14 protein-coding genes and 1 rRNA gene (1 of these 15 running past the window's edge) are annotated in these 21076 nt (G+C 39.9%); 12 read left to right on the plus strand and 3 right to left on the minus strand.

Annotated features, from left to right (window positions below; translation table 11 throughout):
• The 3 genes from AC075J_RS06980 to AC075J_RS06990 form a co-directional block, all read left to right on the plus strand.
• A 23S ribosomal RNA gene (locus tag AC075J_RS06980) occupies nt 1-863 on the plus strand; it begins 2026 nt to the left of the window's first position.
• A gap of 350 nt (nt 864-1213) precedes the next feature.
• The gene (locus AC075J_RS06985; RefSeq protein ID WP_025580868.1) at nt 1214-3214 is read left to right on the plus strand and encodes a right-handed parallel beta-helix repeat-containing protein; all 2001 of its coding nucleotides are present in this window, start codon (nt 1214-1216) and stop codon (nt 3212-3214) included.
• A gap of 326 nt (nt 3215-3540) precedes the next feature.
• Complete coding sequence (locus AC075J_RS06990) at nt 3541-4875, plus strand: chloride channel protein (RefSeq protein WP_476390178.1); 1335 nt, start codon at nt 3541-3543, stop codon at nt 4873-4875.
• A gap of 333 nt (nt 4876-5208) precedes the next feature.
• Here AC075J_RS06990 and melA read toward each other — a convergent pair whose 3' ends face one another.
• Nucleotides 5209-6672, minus strand: coding sequence for an alpha-galactosidase (melA, locus tag AC075J_RS06995; RefSeq protein WP_476390179.1), 1464 nt, complete (start codon nt 6670-6672; stop codon nt 5209-5211).
• Nucleotides 6673-6876: 204 nt separating this feature from the next.
• Here melA and AC075J_RS07000 point away from each other — a divergent pair, with 204 nt between their 5' ends.
• The 9 genes from AC075J_RS07000 to AC075J_RS07040 all read left to right on the plus strand — a co-directional run bounded on the left by AC075J_RS07000 (nt 6877) and on the right by AC075J_RS07040 (nt 19594).
• Complete coding sequence (locus AC075J_RS07000; RefSeq protein WP_349830722.1) at nt 6877-7794, plus strand: AraC family transcriptional regulator; 918 nt, start codon at nt 6877-6879, stop codon at nt 7792-7794.
• A complete protein-coding gene (locus AC075J_RS07005) occupies nt 7795-9129 on the plus strand; it encodes an ABC transporter substrate-binding protein (RefSeq protein WP_118342319.1) in 1335 nt (444 codons plus the stop codon). It abuts the gene before it with no gap.
• Between the two features lie 5 nt (nt 9130-9134).
• Nucleotides 9135-10946, plus strand: a complete 1812-nt coding sequence (locus tag AC075J_RS07010; RefSeq protein ID WP_055060613.1) for a sensor histidine kinase — start codon at nt 9135-9137, stop codon at nt 10944-10946.
• A 1-nt stretch (nt 10947) separates the two neighbouring features.
• The gene (locus AC075J_RS07015) at nt 10948-12516 is read left to right on the plus strand and encodes a response regulator transcription factor (RefSeq protein WP_173684012.1); all 1569 of its coding nucleotides are present in this window, start codon (nt 10948-10950) and stop codon (nt 12514-12516) included.
• 138 nt (nt 12517-12654) lie between these two features.
• Nucleotides 12655-13920 carry an extracellular solute-binding protein gene (locus tag AC075J_RS07020; RefSeq protein ID WP_118342314.1) on the plus strand — a complete coding sequence of 422 codons (1266 nt, stop codon included), beginning with the start codon at nt 12655-12657 and terminating at the stop codon, nt 13918-13920.
• A gap of 77 nt (nt 13921-13997) precedes the next feature.
• Entirely contained in the window at nt 13998-14921 is a 924-nt protein-coding gene (locus AC075J_RS07025) for a carbohydrate ABC transporter permease (RefSeq protein WP_055060616.1), read from the plus strand.
• Nucleotides 14922-14938: 17 nt separating this feature from the next.
• Nucleotides 14939-15781: a carbohydrate ABC transporter permease gene (locus AC075J_RS07030; protein ID WP_055060617.1), complete on the plus strand. Its 843-nt coding sequence runs from the start codon at nt 14939-14941 to the stop codon at nt 15779-15781.
• Between the two features lie 46 nt (nt 15782-15827).
• Nucleotides 15828-17939 carry a glycoside hydrolase family 36 protein gene (locus AC075J_RS07035; protein ID WP_173684013.1) on the plus strand — a complete coding sequence of 704 codons (2112 nt, stop codon included), beginning with the start codon at nt 15828-15830 and terminating at the stop codon, nt 17937-17939.
• Between the two features lie 254 nt (nt 17940-18193).
• A complete protein-coding gene (locus tag AC075J_RS07040) occupies nt 18194-19594 on the plus strand; it encodes an MATE family efflux transporter (protein WP_476390180.1) in 1401 nt (466 codons plus the stop codon).
• Between the two features lie 58 nt (nt 19595-19652).
• Here AC075J_RS07040 and thiM read toward each other — a convergent pair whose 3' ends face one another.
• Both thiM and thiW read right to left on the minus strand, forming a co-directional pair.
• Entirely contained in the window at nt 19653-20429 is a 777-nt protein-coding gene (thiM, locus tag AC075J_RS07045; RefSeq protein WP_008705452.1) for a hydroxyethylthiazole kinase, read from the minus strand.
• Nucleotides 20359-20946 carry an energy coupling factor transporter S component ThiW gene (gene thiW, locus AC075J_RS07050; RefSeq protein WP_020993246.1) on the minus strand — a complete coding sequence of 196 codons (588 nt, stop codon included), beginning with the start codon at nt 20944-20946 and terminating at the stop codon, nt 20359-20361. The genes thiM and thiW overlap by 71 nt, the downstream gene beginning before the upstream one ends.
• Nucleotides 20947-21076 lie beyond the last annotated feature (130 nt).

Raw genomic sequence — 21076 nt, forward strand, 5'->3', positions numbered from 1 at the left:
CTGGTTACCTGCGCCAGGACGGAAAGACCCCATGGAGCTTTACTCCAGTCTGGTACTGGGACTCGGTATTGCATGTACAGGATAGGTGGGAGGCTTAGGAGATGGTAACGCCAGTTGCCATGGAGCCGCTGTTGGGATACCACCCTTGCAGTATTGGGTTTCTAACCAGCCGCCGTGACCCGGCGGTGGGACAATGCCAGACGGGGAGTTTGACTGGGGCGGTCGCCTCCGAAAGGGTATCGGAGGCGCCCAAAGGTTCCCTCAGAATGGACGGAAACCATTCGAAGAGTGCAAAGGCAGAAGGGAGCTTGACTGCGACACCGACGGGTGGAGCAGGTACGAAAGTAGGGCTTAGTGATCCGGTGGTATTAAGTGGGAATGCCATCGCTCAACGGATAAAAGCTACCCTGGGGATAACAGGCTTATCACTCCCAAGAGTTCACATCGACGGAGTGGTTTGGCACCTCGATGTCGGCTCATCGCATCCTGGGGCTGTAGTAGGTCCCAAGGGTTGGGCTGTTCGCCCATTAAAGCGGTACGCGAGCTGGGTTCAGAACGTCGTGAGACAGTTCGGTCCCTATCCGGCGTGGGCGTAGGATATCTGAGAGGAGCTGTCCTTAGTACGAGAGGACCGGGATGGACGGGCCGCTGGTGCATCGGTTAGACTGCCAAGTCTACGGCCGAGTAGCCAAGCCCGGAAGGGATAAACGCTGAAGGCATCTAAGCGTGAAGCCCCCCTTAAGATGAGATATCCCATTCGAAAGAAGTAAACCCCCTTGAAGACGACGAGGTAGATAGGGCAGAGGTGGAAGTGTGGCAACACATGGAGCTGACTGTTACTAATCGGGTGAGGGCTTGACCAAGAATCGCAGGAAGAATGAATCTCAAGGAAATGTCAACATGTATGTAGTTTTGAAGGTACAGTAAAAACCAGCTATCATCTAGCTGGTTTTTTTGTGTGCAAAAATCTATAGAAAGGAATGTCTGAAACTTCTGACCATTTACATAGAAAATTATAGAAAGTGGGATTAAAAATATATTGTCTTGCAGGAAAATGGGTTTTAAAATTATAAGCAAAATTTATAAAATCTATTAATTCTCTAAAATAATACATCTTAATCCAGCCCATCAGAGTGTGAAATCATGCTGAACTGTCTTAAATGCATTATTTACGAGGATTGCTATAATAGAAACATATATGGGAGGGTTTTTCATGAAGATTTATGTAAATGTAAATGCTGGTCATGATGGTAATGGTACAGAACAGATGCCGTTTCGTCATATTAATGATGCAGCAAAAATTGCACAGCCGGGGGATGAAGTTTGGGTAGCTCCTGGAGTTTATCGGGAATATGTAGATCCTGTTCATGCGGGTAGAGAGGATGCCAGAATTACTTACAGGAGTGTAGAGCCTCTTGGGGCAGTTATTACCGGAGCAGAACGAATTCAGTCATGGGTTCCTTATAAGGAAAACGTATGGGTATGCCGTGTTGCGAACAGTCTTTTTGGCAACTATAATCCATATACAACTATGGTATATGGAGACTGGTATTTTGCTAAAGCTGACAAACATACAGGATGTGTATATCTTAATAACCGAGCACTTTATGAGGCTGGAAGTGTAGAGGAATGTATTAAAGCCGAGGTTTATGAGTGTAGTTGGGTTCCAGAGGAATCTACTTATAAATGGTACACAGAACAGGATCAGGAAAAAGATGAGACAGTAATTTATGCGAATTTTCATGGAGCAGATCCAAATGAGGAAAATGTAGAAATTAATGTACGCCGTGAATGCTTTATGCCATCAAAAACAGGTGTTGGATATATCACAGTCAGTGGTTTCGTAGTTACAAAAGCAGCAACTACCTGGGCACCGCCTGCAGCTTATCAGGATGGCATGATCGGGCCTCACTGGAGTAAAGGATGGATCATTGAGGATTGCGAAATTTCTAACAGCAAATGTGCAGGAATTTCTCTTGGAAAATATTATGATCCGGAAAATGATCATTATTTTACTAATAAATATGTTAAGAGTCCAACTCAAATGGAAAGAGACGCGGTATGCCGTGGACAGTATCATGGCTGGCTTAAGGAAAAAGTAGGAAGTCATATTATCCGCCGAAACAATATCCACCACTGTGAGCAGGGTGGTATTATCGGGCGTATGGGTGGTGTATTCAGTATTATTGAGGATAATCATATTCACCATATCAACAATATGATGGAATTGGGCGGAGCAGAAATTGCCGGAATTAAAATGCATGCTGCAATTGATGTTATTATGAGAAGAAATCATATTCATCATTGTACTATGGGAATCTGGTGTGATTGGGAAGCTCAGGGTACACGACTTTCTCAGAACCTGCTCCATGACAATCAGCGTCCGGCATTTGCTAAACAGTTGAAAGGTGGTATGATGTGCCAGGATATTTTTGTTGAAGTAGGTCATGGTCCTACTCTTATTGATAACAATATCCTTTTATCAGATGCCAGCCTGCGTTTTGCTACTCAGGGTGTTGCTATGGTACATAATCTGATCTGCGGTGCTTTAACTTGTGTAGGCGAAGGAACCAGTTGGCGTTATACACCATATCATATGCCTCATCGTACAGAGGTTATGGGATTTATGACTATACTTCATGGAGATGATCGTTTCTATAATAATATTTTCGTCCAGAAATGGCCTTCAGAAGATTTTATTACAATGCATGATTCTGATGATGGATTTGATTCTGAAAACAGAAAAGTCGGAACCTGGATGTTTGATGAGTATCCAACGTATGATGAATGGATTTCACAGTTTGATTTTACAAAACCTGCAGACATGAAGAAACTGGAATCAGTTCATTTTGATCATTTACCGGTATGGAGTGAAGGAAATGTTTATCTTAATGGTGCAAAGGCATGGAAACATGAGAAAAATGGGTTCGTTTCTTCTGAGAATGTGAAGGTAGAATTAACAGAGAAAGACGGAAAATATTTCCTGGATACAAATATATATGAGATTCTTGAAGATTTCTCCGGACGTATGATCAATACAGAAGTTTTGGGAAAAGCTTTTGAGCCGGAAGAATTCTTCGAAAATCCGGATGGAACACCGATAACATTTGATACCGATTACTTTGGAGGACACAGAGGTGCCAAGGTAATTCCCGGACCTTTTGCAGAGAAGGAAGACGTTGGGAAAAACGTTAATATATGTACTGCATTTTAAACGAATTAAGTAAGTTATCGGATACAATTGTGAATCTACGCCTGAGTGAGCAGTAATATAATTGTTACTGTTCACACACCTCTATTCCGCGAGGTGTTTTGGCATGAATATGCCAAAATCCCGAGACATACAAGCCAAAATTCCATTGCCGCAGGCAATCTGGAATGAATTTTGGCTACGTTACTGTGAACGGAGTGAACAGTAACATATAATTCCAATAACCTTTATTTTCTCTGTCTTATCTTTCTGGTAGATATGGAAAATGTATGCTAAAATAGAAATAGCAAATTTGTATGTAAAATAATAAGGAAAGGTAAGAGGGGGAAATGGAGAAAGAGGAAAAGCGTGCAGATCAGGAGAATGACACGGAAGAACAAAGTACGGAAGCGAAAAGCTTACTGAAAAAAAAGCTTCAATATTATAGTAGTGAGATTCAGCGTGATGTGGGAAATCTTGTAAAATGGCTGATGATCGCGGTACTTGTAGGATGTATTACAGGAGCGGCGAGTACACTGTTTTCTTTTGTGCTGAAGAGTGTGACAAATTGCAGGAAAGAAAATGAATGGATGTTCTATCTGCTTCCGGTGATGGGATTAATTATTGTATACCTGTATGAGAAATTTGGTAAGGATGATGGAGGTACGAATCAGGTGCTTTCTACTGTGAGATCACAGGACGATGTGCCGATTTTATCTGCACCTCTGATTTTCATTTCTACAGCACTTACGCATCTGGCAGGTGGCTCTGCAGGACGTGAAGGTGCGGCAATACAGCTTGGTGGAAGTATTGCCAATCAGCTTGGACGTTGGATTCATCTGGATGAGGAAGACCGACATGTAATTGTTATGTGTGGTATGAGTGCAGCATTCTCTGCATTGTTTGGAACACCGATGGCTGCGGCTGTTTTTGCACTGGAGGTAGTCAGTGTAGGAGTGATGTATTATACAGCTTTGATGCCTTGTATGATTGCTTCCCTGGTTGCATCCGGATTTGCGGCAGGAATGGGAGTTACACCGGAGACTTTTCATGTAGTGGATATTCCGAAGCTGACTATTGAAACAGGTTTGAAAATGGGTGCTATCGCTGTTGGATGTGCAGTGATTAGTATTGTATTCTGTATGGTGCTGAATGGAGTTGCCGGAGCATATGGAAGGTGGTTTAAGAATCCATATGTGCGTGTAGTTGTGGGATCCTGTCTGGTGATTGGAATTACATTACTTATGGGAACTTCAGATTATATGGGTGCAGGTGCAGAGCTGATTGAGAAGGCAGTGGAGGAAGGACATGCAAGACCTCTGGACTTCTTCTGGAAACTGGTACTGACTGCATTGACAATGCGTGCAGGATTCCGAGGCGGGGAAATTGTTCCTTCGTTCTGTATAGGAGCTACCTTTGGATGTGTGATGGGAAACTGGCTGGGATTTTCGCCATCTATCTGTGCTGCATGTGGAATGACGGCGGTATTCTGTGGAGTGACAAACTGCCCGATCACATCAATTCTGATCGCATTTGAAATGTTTGGATTTAAGGGAGTTCCTTTTTATCTGATTGCGGTTTCTATCAGCTATGCGGCTTCGGGATATTATGGATTGTATAAGGATCAGACGATTGTTTATTCTAAGTATAAGGCGAAATATGTGAATAAACGTACGAGATTTTAGCTGAACTGAGAAAGTTTCCTGTTTTAATTGCTATAGACTGATTAAAAATAAGTAAGTCATACGTTTCAAGTCAAGCGGATATTTGCAATTGAAGCAGGGGACTTACTTGATTCGGTTAAAAAATGCAATATGCATAGGGCAGGGCTTTGCCAGTATTAGAAACAGTATAAATTGTTTCTGAGAAGTGACAGGGAATTATTTGATATAAATTTACAGATAAAATACAAAAAGCTGGCACAGATGAATGTGTCAGCTTTTGTATTTAGAAGGATATATGTATTAATAAGCATGCTGTATTTTGTATATTTTTCGTATATTAGCATTCTGGAAAAATCAGGCTGTGATTTTACGTGCATCGCGTTCTGCGGCTACTTCTTCAGGGGTTTTTTCGCGGAGCCTTGCAGCACCATGGTAATCTTTTGTTGGAATCAGCGGGTCATTTGCAAGATGTTCTTTGGCCGCTTTGATTGCTTCTGTGTACTGTGGAAGCCATTGTTCCTGAGCGACCAGCATTTCATCAATCATCTGCCAGATTTCAGGTGGGTTGCATACAGCACCTGTCAGTGGATCCATCATAGCTGCCTGTTTCAGAAGCTGTACATCGCCATGAACTGCAGCTTCAACTGCCAGCTTTTGTACCCAGATTGATTGTGAGCATACTGCTGCGCAGCCAAGTGGAAGGTCACCTACTTTAGGAATGCTGATTCCGTTTCCATCTACATAACAGGGAACTTCAACTACCGATTCCCATGGAAGATTTGTGATGCATCCTTCATTCATAATATTAAAGTGTCCTCTGTAATGACGTCCTGTTTCCAGAGATTCAATAATATAAGAAGCGTGTTCTTTGCTTCGTTCAGAACCATCTAATTTTTTTGCTGGTTCTGCCAGAATCTTCGGGAAATCTGTTTCAAACCAGTTACGTTCTTCTCGTGTAACACGGAGGTATCCACCAGTTTCGCCGTTTATCCAGTTATAAAGATTAATCCAGTCTTTGATTTCATCAGGGCGTTTGCGGTACCAGGCTACATATTCGGAGAGATGTCCATTGGATTCGGTAGAATAGTATCCGAAACGTTTTAACATATCAATGCGGACTTTTTCTTCTTGACTGAATTTAGGATGCGCTTCGAATCCTGCCAGAAGTTTAGGAATCATATCTTCTCCATTATGTTTTACAGAAATGTACCAGGTCTGGTGATTGATTCCGGCACAGATGACATCCAGCTCTTCTCTTGGAATACCAAGAACTTCTGAAATCTGCTGTTCTCCGTGAATTTCGCCATGACAAAGTCCGATAGTGCGGACTTTTCCATATTTGTTACAGGCCCATGTAGCCATTGCGTTTGGATTGGAATAGTTCAGCATGATTGCTCCAGGTTCGGAAACTTCACGAATGTCTTTACAAAAGTTCAGCATTTCTGCGATAACACGCTGTCCATACATAATTCCACCAGTACATAAGGTATCCCCTACACATTGGTCTATTCCATATTTCAATGGAATCTCTACATCTGTTTCAAATCCTTCAAGCCCACCGATACGCACACAGTTAACAATATAACGTGCATCTTTGAAGGCGTCACGACGATTGGTTGTTGCTTCAATTCTGATTGGAATATTGTTTGCGTCCAGATCTCTCTGACATAATTCTCTTGTCTTTTCAAGATTGTCCGGATTAATGTCAGTGAAGGCAATTTCGATATTGTGAAATTCAGGTACAGATATAATATCTGTAAATAATGTTCTGGCAAATACAAGACTTCCTGCACCAATAAATGCAATTTTAAAACTCATATAAAAATCCCTCCTGTGTTTTTTTACAGTATATAGTCTATTAAGAAGTTTGGTGACAGTTATTATCGGCTGTATAATGAAATGCAAGATATTATCGCATTTAATTTTTGAGTGTGATGTAAAAAAGCAAAAAATGTGTTAGGATTGTTATAGATGCGAGATTGTTCAGGAAATCAATTTATTGGTACACAAGGAGAGTTGGTCATGTATCGAATATTTCAAAAAGAGAAACAGTATTTTAAAGTAACTGCATTTTATGCGTTATCGTTGGTAAAATATCATATGAAATGTCATGCTCATGATAGTTTTGAAATTATGTATGTAACGTCGGGAGAATGCAGGATTTTTTGTCAGAATGAATGGTTACGAATGAAATCCAGTGAGTTTATTTATATTTTGCCCGGAATACAGCATCAACTGGAAATTACAGAAGGGAGGCCGTGTTCTGTATTGAATCTGGAGTTTGCGCTGACTTCAGAAGAAACGGCAGTGGAGGCAGAAATTTTGCTTGAGAAGATTCGGGATTTTCAGAAATGTTTTCAGATGCCACAGGGATATATCGCTGCAAATGATGGAAGAAATCTGGGATATGCAATAAAAGATTTACTGTCTTATCTTCAGAAGAGCCAGAATAAGGTGGATGATCAGGAGTTCCTTTTTGGACTTCTGTTCAGTAGAACGATGGTAGAATTAACATATTGTATAAGCTTAAAGAAGAACACACAAGGAGTTATCTATTTGAAAAAAGCTTGTGATTATATAGATAAACATTTTCTGGAAGAAATCAGCATACCAGAGATTGCGGCATATGTGGATATTAACAAATCATATCTTCAGGCATTGTTTACAGACAAGATAGGATGTACGATCAATCATTATATAAACCAGAAAAGATTGGAGCAGGCAGTATTTCTGCTTTGCAATAGTAGTTTTGGAATTACGGATATTGCATTTGCTTCCGGATATAACAGCAGACAGCATTTTTCTTATACTTTTGAAAAATTTTATGGACTTACACCGTCTGCATATAGGGGACTTCATGCACGAAATATGACAACTGACACCAGAAACATCAGATATAGTCTTGAAAATGATAGAAACTTAAAGGGAGAGATTATGTAAATGAGAATAAAAAAAGGTATGTTTTTTATTGTGATTCTTATAGGAAGCTTAATCGGGAGTGCAAATATGAAAGAGGTAAAGGCAGAAGACAGTGACAGTATAGAGGATATAGTTGAACTTTCACTTTTGTATTCTGGTTCAGATGTAACATGGGTGGCAGCGATGGAAACTTTATGCGATGAGTTTATGGCACAGAACCCTGATATTATTATTAACACAGAAAATTCAGGAGAAGCAAACTGTGAAAACGAACTTAAGGTAAAGGAGGCACTGGACGAATTTCCTGATATTTTTGAGCTGGAAAATGTTGATGCGTTTGCTGATGCGGGAAAGCTGGGGGCAATTGATGCGGAGGTAAGCAATATGGTGACCAATGTGATTGTGATTAATAAAAAGAGTTATGGTCTGCCGATATACGCGACCACAAATGGTGTAATTTATAACAAAAATATATTTAAAAAATATGATCTGGAAATACCGGATTCTTATGAAGAATTTATTCAGATTTGTGATACGTTGAAGGCAGAAGGAATTTGTCCATTGGCAATTGGCGGTAATCAGGAAGAAAATATGACATACTGGCTTAATTATTTCTTCCAGAAAGATATTATGGAAGAGAATCCGGACTGGTTGGAAATGAGAAAAGAGAGAAGCGTGAAATTTACAAGTGCAGAATCCATACATATGTTAGAAGACTTAAAGGAACTTTTTTCAAAAGGATATATTCTGGAAGATTCGGAAAATATGACAGAGAACCAGATTGTAACCAGAATGACGGAAAATCAGTTTGCAATGATATATGCGGGACCCTGGCTTTTTACCAAGATAATAGATGCATATCCAATGTCTACAGAATCGGATAAAACTTCTCTGGGAGAGGAAATTCCAGAAGATCAGGATCCGGTAACTTATCGTCTGGGATGGTTTTTTCTGGGAAATGACAATGGACATCTTACGGCTTTGACGAGAAATAATGCTTACTGGGCATTGTCAGAGACATGTACAGAAGATACCAGAAAAAAAGAGGCTGCACAGAGGTTTCTGAAATTTTTTTACACAAAAGAAAATTACAGAAGTATGATACAGGGAATGTATGGGCTTCCGGTAACGAAGGAGGCGATTATTTATCCGGCACCTTCTGCTCAGCAGAAACTTCTGAAAGATTACAGATATGCAGATAAGAATACAGTGTATCTGGGAATGCAGGGAACAGCATCGTCTTTTCTGACTGATGTCAACAAGATATTAAAAGAACTGTATACAGGAGAATATACGGTAGAAAAGACTGCTGAAGAAATAGATCAGGCATGGGACAGAGAGGCACAGGAGGAGTAATTTTTATGAAAAAACCACAGATCAGATTCAGGAGTTTCTACGCAAAACTGGTAATTATGTTTCTGTTTATGGGTTTGATTCCTTTTTTGCTCATGGGAATGCTGATCTATAATGTATATTCAAATACGATGTATGAAAATATTCTTGGAAATTTTTCTATGACAGATCAGATTATGGCAAAGAATATTTCGGATCTTATAACCGAAATTGCGGATGATACGGAATATATTTATAAGAGTAGTGTTTCTGATTATGATTATTTTTATGAGTTGTTTGAAGATACGGGAATGTCTGAAACAGGGAGGAATGCAATGATTACAAAAATTCTTCGGACAATCCTGTATATGAATGAGGCAATTGATCATGTATTTTTTGTTACTCCGGATGGAAAAATGTATTCTTCTATGAAAGCGCCGGAATTGCTGATCGATGAACAGGAAATGCAGGAATGGTATAAGAGTCATTATCTGATAGGTTCCAGAAATGTACAGATCATGTCCACTCATGAAACAAAATATTATAGAAATTCACAGAAAAATGATTTTACAATTTACAGAAATATTATGAATACAGCTACAATCCGAAAAGCAGGATCAGAAGTTCTGGGGACGTTGTTTATTGATATTTCGGCGGATTATTTAAAAAAGATGCTGACACAGGAAAGTTATGGAACAAACCATGAAATATATGTAGTAGATTCTGCTTCCGGAAAATATATTTATCATTCACAGAAACAGTATGAAGGAATAAATGCTCAAAATGATGGAATTCTCCTGGATGCTATGAAAAATAAGGAAAGTGGATATCTGGAGCAGAAAAATGAATGTCTTGTATATCAGAAGGTTGATGGTACAAATTGGCTTGTTATTGACAGGGTAATACCAGGAACGATTGAAGGTGCCTACAAGATGATAAGAAATACAACAATGCTGTTGATCGTGATTGGAGTAAGTTTATTGGCGCTTGTGTATATGTATTATTCAAAGAAACTAAATAAACCTGTACAGATGCTGAAAGAGACCATGAGCTGTATTGAAAAGGGTGATTTGGATGCAAGAGTACATATTGATTCAAATGATGAGTTTCAGGATATTGGAAATGGAATGAATCAGATGGCTGAAAATCTGAACAAATATGTTCAGAAGGCATACGTTGCGGAAATCAGACAGAGAGATGCAGAACTGGAAGCACTGAAAAGACAGATCCAGCCACACTATTTGTATAATACATTGGATGTCATAAGAATGTCTGCAATCACAAACGATGACATGCTGGTGGCTACTATGATCGACAGTTTGTCCGGGCAGTTAAAATATCTGATCGGGACAACCGGCAATATGGTTATTTTGCAGCAGGAGATCGCATGTATTTCCAATTACTTTAAACTGATTGAAGTGCGGTACGATTCCCGATTCTCTCTGAGTGTGGAAATACCAAAGGAATTATGGAAATGCAGAGTACCGCATCTGATTATTCAGCCGGTTGTTGAGAATGCTGTCAAGCATGGGTTGCGTCCGAATAAAGGACCTGGAGAGGTTGTAGTACAGGCGAAACAAAATATGGATTTTCTTGAGATTACAGTTATGGATAATGGTGTGGGAATAAATAAAGAAAGGCTGGAAGAAGTTCAGGCACTATTAAAGAGTGATGCCAGAGTAGCAGAAGAGGATATTAAAGGAATGAGCATAGGAGTCAAAAATGTTTCTGACCGTATTAAACATTTGTACGGAAATGAGTACGGACTGGAAATTGATGCATATGAAGGAATGGGCACCATTGTAAAATACTGGCTGCCATTAATCTGGGAGGATGTTTAAGATGTACCGAATTATCATTGCGGATGATGAACCACTGATTATACGTGGTCTGAAAAAGATGATGGAATGGGGAAAGATGGACACGGAGGTTGTCGGGGAGGCTGAAGATGGAGAACAACTTTTGAATCTGCTGGATACTCTGGAACCAGACATTATTATATCGGATATCAGTATGCCGGAAAAGACAGGACTGGATGTTTTAAAAGAAATAAATAAACGTAAGCTGAAAACAAAGGTTATTTTTCTGAGTGGATTTCAAGAGTTTTCCTATGCAAAAGAGGCTGTAACATATGGGGCAGTGGACTACCTTCTGAAGCCTGTTTCTGTAGAAGAACTGGAAAATGCAATCAACAGGGCAAAGAATCAGATTGTTCAGGAACAGCCAGAGGCAGTCTGGAAGATTGAACAACAAAATGTAGAGAACGTTTTTAAAGAGATTAATAATTTTCCGGTAAAAAGAAAAAAAAGAAAATTGCATGTTTCAAAAGAATTATTGAATGAAGGGAAATATTTTGCAGGTGTCTGCTTTGTGCTGAAAGGTGATCTGGTACAGAGAATTCAGGACAGTAACCGTTTTGAATTAATGAGATTTGCAGTTTTTAAGGAGATTGAAGAATATCTGGAAGAAAACAGGAATGGATTTGTAACCAAAAGAAGTGAAAATAGTAGCACTATCATCCTGGTATTATATTCTACAGACTTGCAGAATGAAACCGAAACAATTATTTCCAGAATCAGAGAAATCGTTTATGGGAAATATGGAGTAGAATTGATAGCAGGAATCGGGGAAATTACAACGCAGGCAGATAAGGTGGAATATCTTTATAAAACTGCTAAATTCTCTGCTGGTATTTACTATTTTACTCAGAAAGAAACGATTTATTATCAAAACGTAGAAAGAGTATATAATTATTCTTTTGAAGAGTTTGAAAAGAAGTGTAAAGAGCTGACTCAGAAAATATTAGGACATGATGAAAACTGGAAGGATTCTTTTGACGAAAGTCTGAAAATTATAAGGAATCTTCATTATGGAAGCTGTTATGCAGTGGAAAGCAGATGTATTATCTTGGCGATGAATGTATGTCATGATCTGTTGGAATGTAAAGTAATTGATGAGGAAAACAGGAAGAAACTGGAAAGAGAAGTAGAAGCACTGAGAGGACAAAATACATATGAAGACCTGAAGAAAAAATTTAAGAGTATTATGGAACGGTTTGTAAATGAATGTGTATTTTGCAAAGGAAACCAGGAGAATGATTCCATTTTTAAAGTAAAAGAATATATTTCGGAACACTTCAGTGAAGACATTACACTGGAAAAAATGGCACAGATGGTTTATATGAATCCTTATTATTTCAGTGCCTTTTTCAAGAAGGAAACAGGTGAGAATTTTAAGGCATATCTGCTGGAAGTCAGAATGAAAAAAGCATTACAGTATCTGATGGAAACAAACATGAAAACCTATGAGCTTGCCAGTCAGGTTGGCTATAAGGATGTGCGTACTTTTACGGACAAATTCAGAGATTTTTATGGATGCAGTCCTGCAAAATATAAGAAGAACAACAGATAATTTTACGTGGGATTTTTAATTGAAAAGAGTGGTATTATTTGGAAGTCCCTCCTAAATTGTTGTAAATATACAAAAGGTATGCTATATACATCGTATGAAATATACCGAATCACTAAAAATAAACAAGGAGGAAAAGGAATGTTTAAGAAAGTAGTATCCGCAATTATGGTTGCAGCAATGGTGGGAACGATGGTAGCACCGGTAAGTGTATCTGCAAAAGACGGAGGAAAAACAATTGAATTATGGACTTGCTGGACAGAGGGCGCTGACACAGAAAAGGCAAGCCAGGAAATGATTCAGAAATGGGAAGAGGAAACAGGAAATACTGTAAACCAGACAAATTTCACCTATGATATGCTTCATGAAAAAATCCTGACAGCTGCAGCAGGTGGAAATGTACCAGATCTGATCTGGGGACTTCCGGAATATGTTGGTGAATTCTACAACATGGGAATCGTAGCTGACCTTACAGACAAATTCAACGAATGGGAAGACAAAGATGCTCTTTCAGATTCTGTTGTAAATGCAATGACAATTGATAACAAAGTTATTGGTATCCCATATGAAATGACAGTTCGAGCATATCTGGTACATGATGACGATCTGAAAACTGCAGGTATCGAAACTCCTGCAACATGGGAAGATTTACTTGCTCAGTCAGATTACTATGATAATAATGGTAAATATCTGACAGAGGTTGCATGCACAGGCGTTCGTGCTTCTCAGGAACTTCTGGTTTATCTTGCACAGTACGGTCTGGAAATCGCATCTGCACAGGATGATGGAAAATACAAAAACACATGGAATGAAAATAAAGATGAACTTGAAAAAGCAACAAAAGTATTCCAGTTCTATCAGGATTTGATTGACAACAAGATTATCGATTCCAGTGCTAAAAACTGGGGATGGGAAGAAACAGATGAAAACTTTGCAACAGGAATCACATCAACATATGTAACTGGTAACTGGCTTGCAGAGAGAGAATCTTCTAACTCGGATACTATGGGTGATGTATCTGTAGCTCCGATTCCATACCCAGCTGATGGACAGCCTGCTACATACATGGAGTGTAAACCAATGTTTATTATGGAAGGCAGCGAGAACAAGGACGAAGCATTTGATCTTGCAACAGCATTCTGCAGCAAAGAATGGCAGGAAGCAGCATTTGCTGACAGATCCCCACGTTCTGATGTATCTACAGATTCCAAATGGAGTAAAGACTTCTCAGCACTGGCTGACACAGGTGTAACATTCCCTCCTGTAACATTAAGCGGAATCAATCAGGCAATGGTAGATTCTATTGCTAAGGTCCTTCAGGAAGGTAAAACTGCAGAAGAAGCAGCTTCCTGGCTGAGTGACGCAGTAAATGCATCTTTACAGGAAAATGGTGAACTGAGCGAATAAACGTTTTAAAAGAAATGCTGGGATGTGAAAGCATTCCAGCTTTTCTTATCTGAAAATGTTTAGATAGGAGGCTATATATGTCAAAATTACTGAAAAAAACGGACGGAAAACTGACAAGAGATCAGCAGGCAAGAAGATATGCTTTGGTTATGTTACTGCCGGCTCTTATTTTCCTTGCCTGCCTGATTGCATATCCTCTGGGAAAGGTTCTTCATGATGCTTTTTCACACGTACATCTGATCAATAAGAGTATGACAGGTTTTGCCGGTCTGGATAACTTTAAGAAAGTAGTATCAGATGAACACTTTGCACAGGCAATAAGAAACACAATTTTCTGGACAGTATTTTCTGTAGCTGGTGAATATATTATGGGTATGCTTACTGCAGTTTTATTGAATCAGAAATTTAAAGGAAGAGCAATCTTCCGTACTTTAGTATTTATCCCATGGCTGGTTCCAATTATTGTTGCAGGTATGACATGGGACTGGATGTTAAATCCAGACTTTGGTATTATCAATTACCTGCTTCTGAAAGTGGGACTTATTTCTGAAAAGATTAATTTTCTTGGTGATTCCAGATATGCAATGGCAACTGTAATTTTTGTAAATATCTGGAGATCTTTCCCGTATTATACAATTTCATTCCTGTCTGCAATGCAGTCTATTCCAGCAGATTTGAATGAAGCGGCAGCAGTAGATGGTGCTGGAATGTTTACAAGATTTTTCAAAATTACTTTACCACAGTTGAAATCTGTATCGCTTGTAATTGTATTTATTCATATTATCTGGACTGCAATTAACTTCGACTTTATCTGGGTTATGACAGAGGGAGGACCGAACTATGCAACAGAGACACTTCCAATCATGATCTACAGGTATTCAATGAAGACCTTTGATGTTGGCGCTGCGTCTGCATTGTCAACGATGATGTTTACTGCGATGTTTATTATGTTCCTTTTCTATTACAGAAAGAGAATGAAAATCAGTGATGATTTAAGCTAAAAGGAGGAAAAGGAAATATGTTGAATAAAAAAAATCAAACGATTGTAAAAACCGTTTCATATATTCTTCTTATTATAATTGCCATATATTGTGTATTCCCATTTATCTGGATGGTGATTTCAGCATTTAAGCCAAAAGACGAGATTCGTACGGCGATTCCTTCTTTTGTGATTCATGCACCTACGTTGGAGAATTTTAAGAAGGTACTGTTCCAGGCAGGGTTTATAAATTATATTAAGAACAGTTTTATCGTATCTGTAATTGCCTGTGGACTTTCTATGGTAATTGCTGTAATGGCAGGATATGCATTAAGTCGTTACTATAAACAGAAACTTGTAAAGGTTTCCAACTTTGCAATGATGTTGTCTCAGATGATCCCTGGTGTTCTTCTGTTGGTTCCGTTATATATGATCATGCAGAAATTCCATATTCTGGAAACTTACCTTTGTCTGATTCTGGCATATACAACTTTCGTTATACCGCTGTGTACGTTTATGATGAGCAGTTTCTTCGATACTGTACCGATGGCACTGGAAGAGGCGGCTGAGATTGACGGATGTGGAAAAGCACAGACGATTTTCAAGATTATTTTACCATTATCTGTTCCAAGTCTGATTTCTACCGGATTATATGCATTTATTAATGCATGGAACGAGTTTATGTTTGGTTACATCTTTATCTCTACAGATAAATACAGAACACTGACACCGGCGATCATGTTATTCAAAGGTGCAAATACTATTGACTGGGGTGGTCTGATGGCCGGATCTGTTATTGCGGTAATTCCGGTAACTATCATTTTCCTGTTCCTGCAGAAATATTTCCTTGCAGGCTTAATGAGTGGTTCTGTCAAAGGTTGATGCAAATTGAGAATAAGTTTAGAGAAGAAAGTATTGGTGAGACATCATGAAGAGAATTGAAATTAAAGAAAATAATTTAAACATGGTCTATGAGATCACAGATGAGAATGAGATTAAGTTATTACATTTTTCAAACTTACCGTTTGATGAAAATGATATTAATTCCTGTGAAGGAACAGCTTCTTTCAGACCGGTAGAAGTGTTGCTTTCAGGTTTAAACCGTCCGGGTGAACGCCATGGAACAAAGTATACTTATACTGCTCCTGGCTATCGCCTGAAATATAAAGATATGAAAGATTATCGAAACGAGACAGGAAGAAAACTTGAGATCCTTATGGAAGATAAACCTACAGGACTGGAAGTATGCAGTAATATTCAGTTCTATGATGGAATCTCTGTGATCAGAAGCTGGACAGAGTTAAAAAATAATGGAGAAGAAGATCTGGGAGTTGAGTATGTATCTTCTTTTGCATTGCTTGGTATTGACAAAGAAGGTCTTTTAAGTACTGATGAAAAACTGGAAGTTCTGATTGCACGCAATGCATGGCAGAAGGAATTAATCTGGAACCGTTTCAGTATGGATCAGCTAGGTATGTCTATTTCACAGCCGGATAAAGTAAGACGTTCTTCTCAGACAATCAGTGTTGGAAATACCGGAAACTGGTCTACTAAGAATTATCTTCCTATGGGATGCCTGAAGAATAAAGAAACAGATTCTATCCTGTTCTGGCAGATTGAGCAGAATGGTTCCTGGTACTGGGAAATCAGTGATCAGGATGGACATATGTATTTGCAGTTATCCGGCCCCACAGAACATCAGTCTCACTGGTGGAAGAATTTGAAACCGGGTGATACTTTTGCAAGTGTTCCGGTAAGTGTCGGTTCTGCATGTGGAGATGTGGAAGAGGCAGCAGGAGAACTTACAAAATATCGTCGTGCTATCAGAAGAAAGAATGAAGATAATGAAAAACTTCCGGTAATCTTTAACGACTATATGAATTGTCTGTGGGGAGACCCTACGACAGAAAAAGAACTTCCGCTGATTGATAAAGCAAAAGAAGCGGGTTGCGAATATTTCTGTGTTGACTGTGGATGGTATTCAGCAGGATTCTGGTGGGATGGTGTTGGAGAATGGCTGCCATCCAAAGAAAGATTTCCGGGCGGCTTAAAAGAAGTGATGGATTATATCCGTTCGAAAGGAATGGTCCCTGGAGTATGGCTGGAACTTGAAGTTATGGGAATCAAATGCCCGAAAGCAGATAAGGTTCCGGATGACTGGTACTTTATGAGACATGGAAAAAAGGTTTATGACAGAAGCCGATATCAGCTTGATTTCCGTAATCCAGAAGTTATTGCTCATGCAACAGAAGTTATCGATCGTCTTGTAAATGAATATGGCGTTGGATATATTAAGATGGATTACAACATTGAACCGGGAATTGGAACAGAACTGAACGCGGACAGTGCAGGTGATGGACTTCTTGGTCATAACCGTGCATACCTGAAATGGCTGGATGGGATTTTTGTAAAATATCCGGATCTGGTTATTGAGAATTGTTCAAGCGGTGGTCTGAGAATGGATTATGCAATGCTTTCACGTTACAGCATTCAGTCTACCAGTGACCAGGAAGACTATATAAGATATGCTACAATCGCAGCAAATTCTCCAATGGCATTAACGCCCGAGCAGGCTGCTATTTGGTCTTATCCTCTGACTGAAGGCGATAAGGAAGAAGTAATTTTCAATATGGTTAATGCAATACTACTTCGAATCCATCAGAGCGGTCATCTGGTAAATCTGAGTCAGGAAAGATTTGATCTTGTAAAAGAGGCAATCTCATATTATAAAACAATCCGTGTAGATATCAAGAATGCAGTACCGTTTTGGCCATTAGGTCTTTCTAAATATCGCGATCCGTGGGTGAGCATGGGATTGAATGCAGGTAAGAAAGATTATGTGGCTGTATGGAGAAGAAACAGTCAGACTGCTTTTGCAACAATTCCTGTTGAGCACAGAAAAGGTCAGGATTTGAAAGTGGTATGTGGTTATCCGAAAGCAGAACCATGTAATTATAAGTGGAATAAAGAGGCTGGAGAGTTAACCGTAGAATTTCCAAATCCGGTTAGTGCTAGACTGTTTTGTCTGGAGGAGGTATAGAAAATATCAGAGGATTTGTATGAAAAATAAATATAAAATGTTCATAAAGTGATGGCATTAAGAATAGAAGCAGGAGTGATTTATTGACGGATGCAATAAATCCCCTGCTTTTTCGTTGCAGAGAAGGAGAATAAATGTTAAAGTAAATAATACGGCATAAAGAAACGGCATAATAAAAGTTATTCCTACAAGTGTGTTATTATTTATCAGGGATAGAAATTGTGTCAAATATGTAAAGAGAGGAAGGAGTTTATTTGGGAAAAAGTAACCAAAGTACGCAGGAAATAAATTCGCAGGCACAGAATCCGCTGGGTACAGCACCCGTGGGTGGACTGATCGCTAAGTTTGCGATTCCTGCGATCATCAGTATGCTGGTCAGTGCGATGTATAATATCGTGGACCAGATTTTTATTGGACAGGGTGTAGGTATGCTGGGAAATGCGGCAACGAATGTGGCGTTTCCTGTTACAACGGTCGCAACTGCGCTGGCATTGCTTTTGGGAATTGGCGGTGCATCAAATTATAATCTGGAAATGGGGGCAGGACAGGAGAAGAAAGCCAGCGGGATTGCAGGTACTGCGTTGTCGTCACTGGCAATCAGTGGTCTGATACTTGCTGTGATTGTACTGATGTTCCTGAAACCACTTCTGACATTGTTCGGGGCAACTGCAGATGTTATGCCTTATGCTGTTGATTATACAGGTATTACTGCATTTGGACTTCCATTTTATATTTTGTCTGTCGGCGGGAATCATGTGGTCAGAGCAGACAGAAGTCCGACTTATTCTATGGTCTGCATTATGATAGGTGCGATTATTAATACTATTCTGGATCCGCTGTTTATTTTTGGATTTGGATGGGGGATTAAAGGTGCTGCATGGGCAACAGTGATCGGACAGGTTGCTTCCGGAGTTCTGGTAATTGTGTATTTTTGTAAGTTCCGAAAAATGTATCTGTCCGGTGAGATGCTGAAACCGAAACTGTCATATCTTAAAGCAATTATTTCTCTGGGACTTGCATCCTGCATTAATCAGATTGCCATGGCGATCGTGCAGATCGTATTGAATAATATTCTGCGTTATTACGGAGCAAATTCTGTATATGGAAGTGATATTCCAATTGCCTGTGTTGGGGTTATTTCCAAAGTTAATCAGGTATTTATGGCAATCTGTATCGGAATTACTCAGGGCAGTCAGCCAATCTGGGGATTTAATTACGGAGCAAAGAAATATGACAGAGTACGACAGGCATACCGTTATTCTGTAACTGCCTGTACAGTAATTGCAACGATATTCTTTTTCTGTTTCCAGATATTTCCACACCAGATCGTGGGTATCTTTGGAACAGGAAGTGAGCTGTATTTTCAGTTTGCAGAACGTTATCTGAAAATATTTATGTTTATGACCTTTGCAAACGGTATCCAGCCGGTATCTTCCGGTTTCTTTACTTCTATCGGTATGGCGAAGCTGGGTATTGTAATGTCTCTGACACGACAGGTGATTTTTCTTCTGCCATTGATCATTATCTTCCCATTGTTTATGGGAATTGATGGAGTGATGTATGCAGGACCGATCGCAGATGCAGCGGCATTTGCGCTGGCGATTGTGTTTGCGAGACGAGAACTGGGAAAGATGCGTAGTGCGGAAATAGTATAAAAAAATTCCCGCAGATGATATGGAAGAAATTTGGCCATATTGTCTGACGGGAACTTTTTTATAAAAGATTGTAAAACTGATCGAACAGCTCTGTCTGGAAGCTTCCGGGGCCGGAGCTGTTTTTCTCTGCTCTTTCTCCTGCTGTGCCAAATTCTCTGGCTGCTGACAGGGCCGCTGTAAATGGGTCTGTAACTGCCAGATAGGTGGCGCAGATCATTCCAAGCATACATCCGGTTCCTGTGATCTGTGACATGGCAGGAGTACCGTTTGTGATAAATTCACATTTACTGGCAGAGACGATCATATCTTCTTTGCCTGTGATAAGAAGTGTGGTATTCCACTGGGAAGCTTTTTCCTGGAAAAGTTCTTTCAGATGGGAACGATTGGCATCTGTAAGCACATCCTGTACACCTGCGTCAATTCCGATTGCATGTGCGGTCTGTCCGGACATGGCAAGAAGTTCAGACATATTTCCTTTAAGGAGTTCGGGCATGTGGATGTTCATAAGCTTCTGCGCAAATTCATAGCGCAGATTGCTGCAGGCGGTTCCTACCAGATCAAGCATAACAGGTATGTGGAGACTGGCAGCGATTTTCAGAGATTCAGGCATGGATTTCATACGCGCATCGGTGATATTTCCAAGATTCAGTGCCAGTGACTGAGCATGGCTGGTGATCTCAGCTACTTCAGCAGGATGTTCTGCCATGATCGGGCGGCCTCCGGCCGCCAAAATAATATTCGCACAGTCATGAATAGAAATCGGATTAGTGATGCAATGAATCAGCGGCTGTACTGCTCTGGTCAATTGTCTGGGATTTGTCTGATTTACGGTCATATACTTTTGCTCCAAGGCTTTGTTGAAATTTGGCAAGCATTCCTGCGTGACTTAATGCTTTCAGGAAGAAGTAGGCAATGGTGCCGCCCATGCAGGTTGCTGCCAGAAACATTGGTGTATAGAAAAATGCGTTCAGTCCGCTTCTGCCCATAAGAAATGCCATTACAGGATAGGAAACCAGAGAGCCGATGATACCGGTTCCGAAGATTTCACCGATTACTGCGCAGATAATCTTTCCATGAGAAGCGCGGTAGAAAACGCCTGATAAAAATGCGCCGAATACGGCACCTGTCAGTGCAAGTGGCGGGATACCCATAAACATCATTCGGATGATTCCGATGAGAGTGGCACAAAGTAGTGAATACCACGGTCCCAGAAGTACGGAACAGACGATGTTTATCAGGTGTGCAGTAGGGCACATACCCTCGATTCTCAGAATAGGTGAGATGACAACGCCGATGGCAACCATCATGGCGAGCATGACCATTCTGAGTGTTTTTGATCTGTCTGTGTTCATAATAATGAACCTCCTTGAAATGAAGATTTGGTCTGCCGAAGCAGACATTATCAGTTGTGCAGGAAGCAGATAAAATCCTGCAAAAAAATCTGCCGGAATAACACACTGGCAGATTTTAATATACAAATAC

The organism is Blautia sp. ZXY-1-C6, assembly GCF_056339875.1.

What these genes read in the sequence shown, in the direction of transcription:
- AC075J_RS06985 (WP_025580868.1), top strand. Translation starts at nt 1,214, where the DNA reads ATGAAGATTTATGTAAATGTAAATGCTGGTCATGATGGTAATGGTACA.
- AC075J_RS06990 (WP_476390178.1), top strand. Translation starts at nt 3,541, where the DNA reads ATGGAGAAAGAGGAAAAGCGTGCAGATCAGGAGAATGACACGGAAGAA.
- melA (WP_476390179.1), bottom strand. Translation starts at nt 6,672, where the DNA reads ATGAGTTTTAAAATTGCATTTATTGGTGCAGGAAGTCTTGTATTTGCC.
- AC075J_RS07000 (WP_349830722.1), top strand. Translation starts at nt 6,877, where the DNA reads ATGTATCGAATATTTCAAAAAGAGAAACAGTATTTTAAAGTAACTGCA.
- AC075J_RS07005 (WP_118342319.1), top strand. Translation starts at nt 7,795, where the DNA reads ATGAGAATAAAAAAAGGTATGTTTTTTATTGTGATTCTTATAGGAAGC.
- AC075J_RS07010 (WP_055060613.1), top strand. Translation starts at nt 9,135, where the DNA reads ATGAAAAAACCACAGATCAGATTCAGGAGTTTCTACGCAAAACTGGTA.
- AC075J_RS07015 (WP_173684012.1), top strand. Translation starts at nt 10,948, where the DNA reads ATGTACCGAATTATCATTGCGGATGATGAACCACTGATTATACGTGGT.
- AC075J_RS07020 (WP_118342314.1), top strand. Translation starts at nt 12,655, where the DNA reads ATGTTTAAGAAAGTAGTATCCGCAATTATGGTTGCAGCAATGGTGGGA.
- AC075J_RS07025 (WP_055060616.1), top strand. Translation starts at nt 13,998, where the DNA reads ATGTCAAAATTACTGAAAAAAACGGACGGAAAACTGACAAGAGATCAG.
- AC075J_RS07030 (WP_055060617.1), top strand. Translation starts at nt 14,939, where the DNA reads ATGTTGAATAAAAAAAATCAAACGATTGTAAAAACCGTTTCATATATT.
- AC075J_RS07035 (WP_173684013.1), top strand. Translation starts at nt 15,828, where the DNA reads ATGAAGAGAATTGAAATTAAAGAAAATAATTTAAACATGGTCTATGAG.
- thiM (WP_008705452.1), bottom strand. Translation starts at nt 20,429, where the DNA reads ATGACCGTAAATCAGACAAATCCCAGACAATTGACCAGAGCAGTACAG.
- thiW (WP_020993246.1), bottom strand. Translation starts at nt 20,946, where the DNA reads ATGAACACAGACAGATCAAAAACACTCAGAATGGTCATGCTCGCCATG.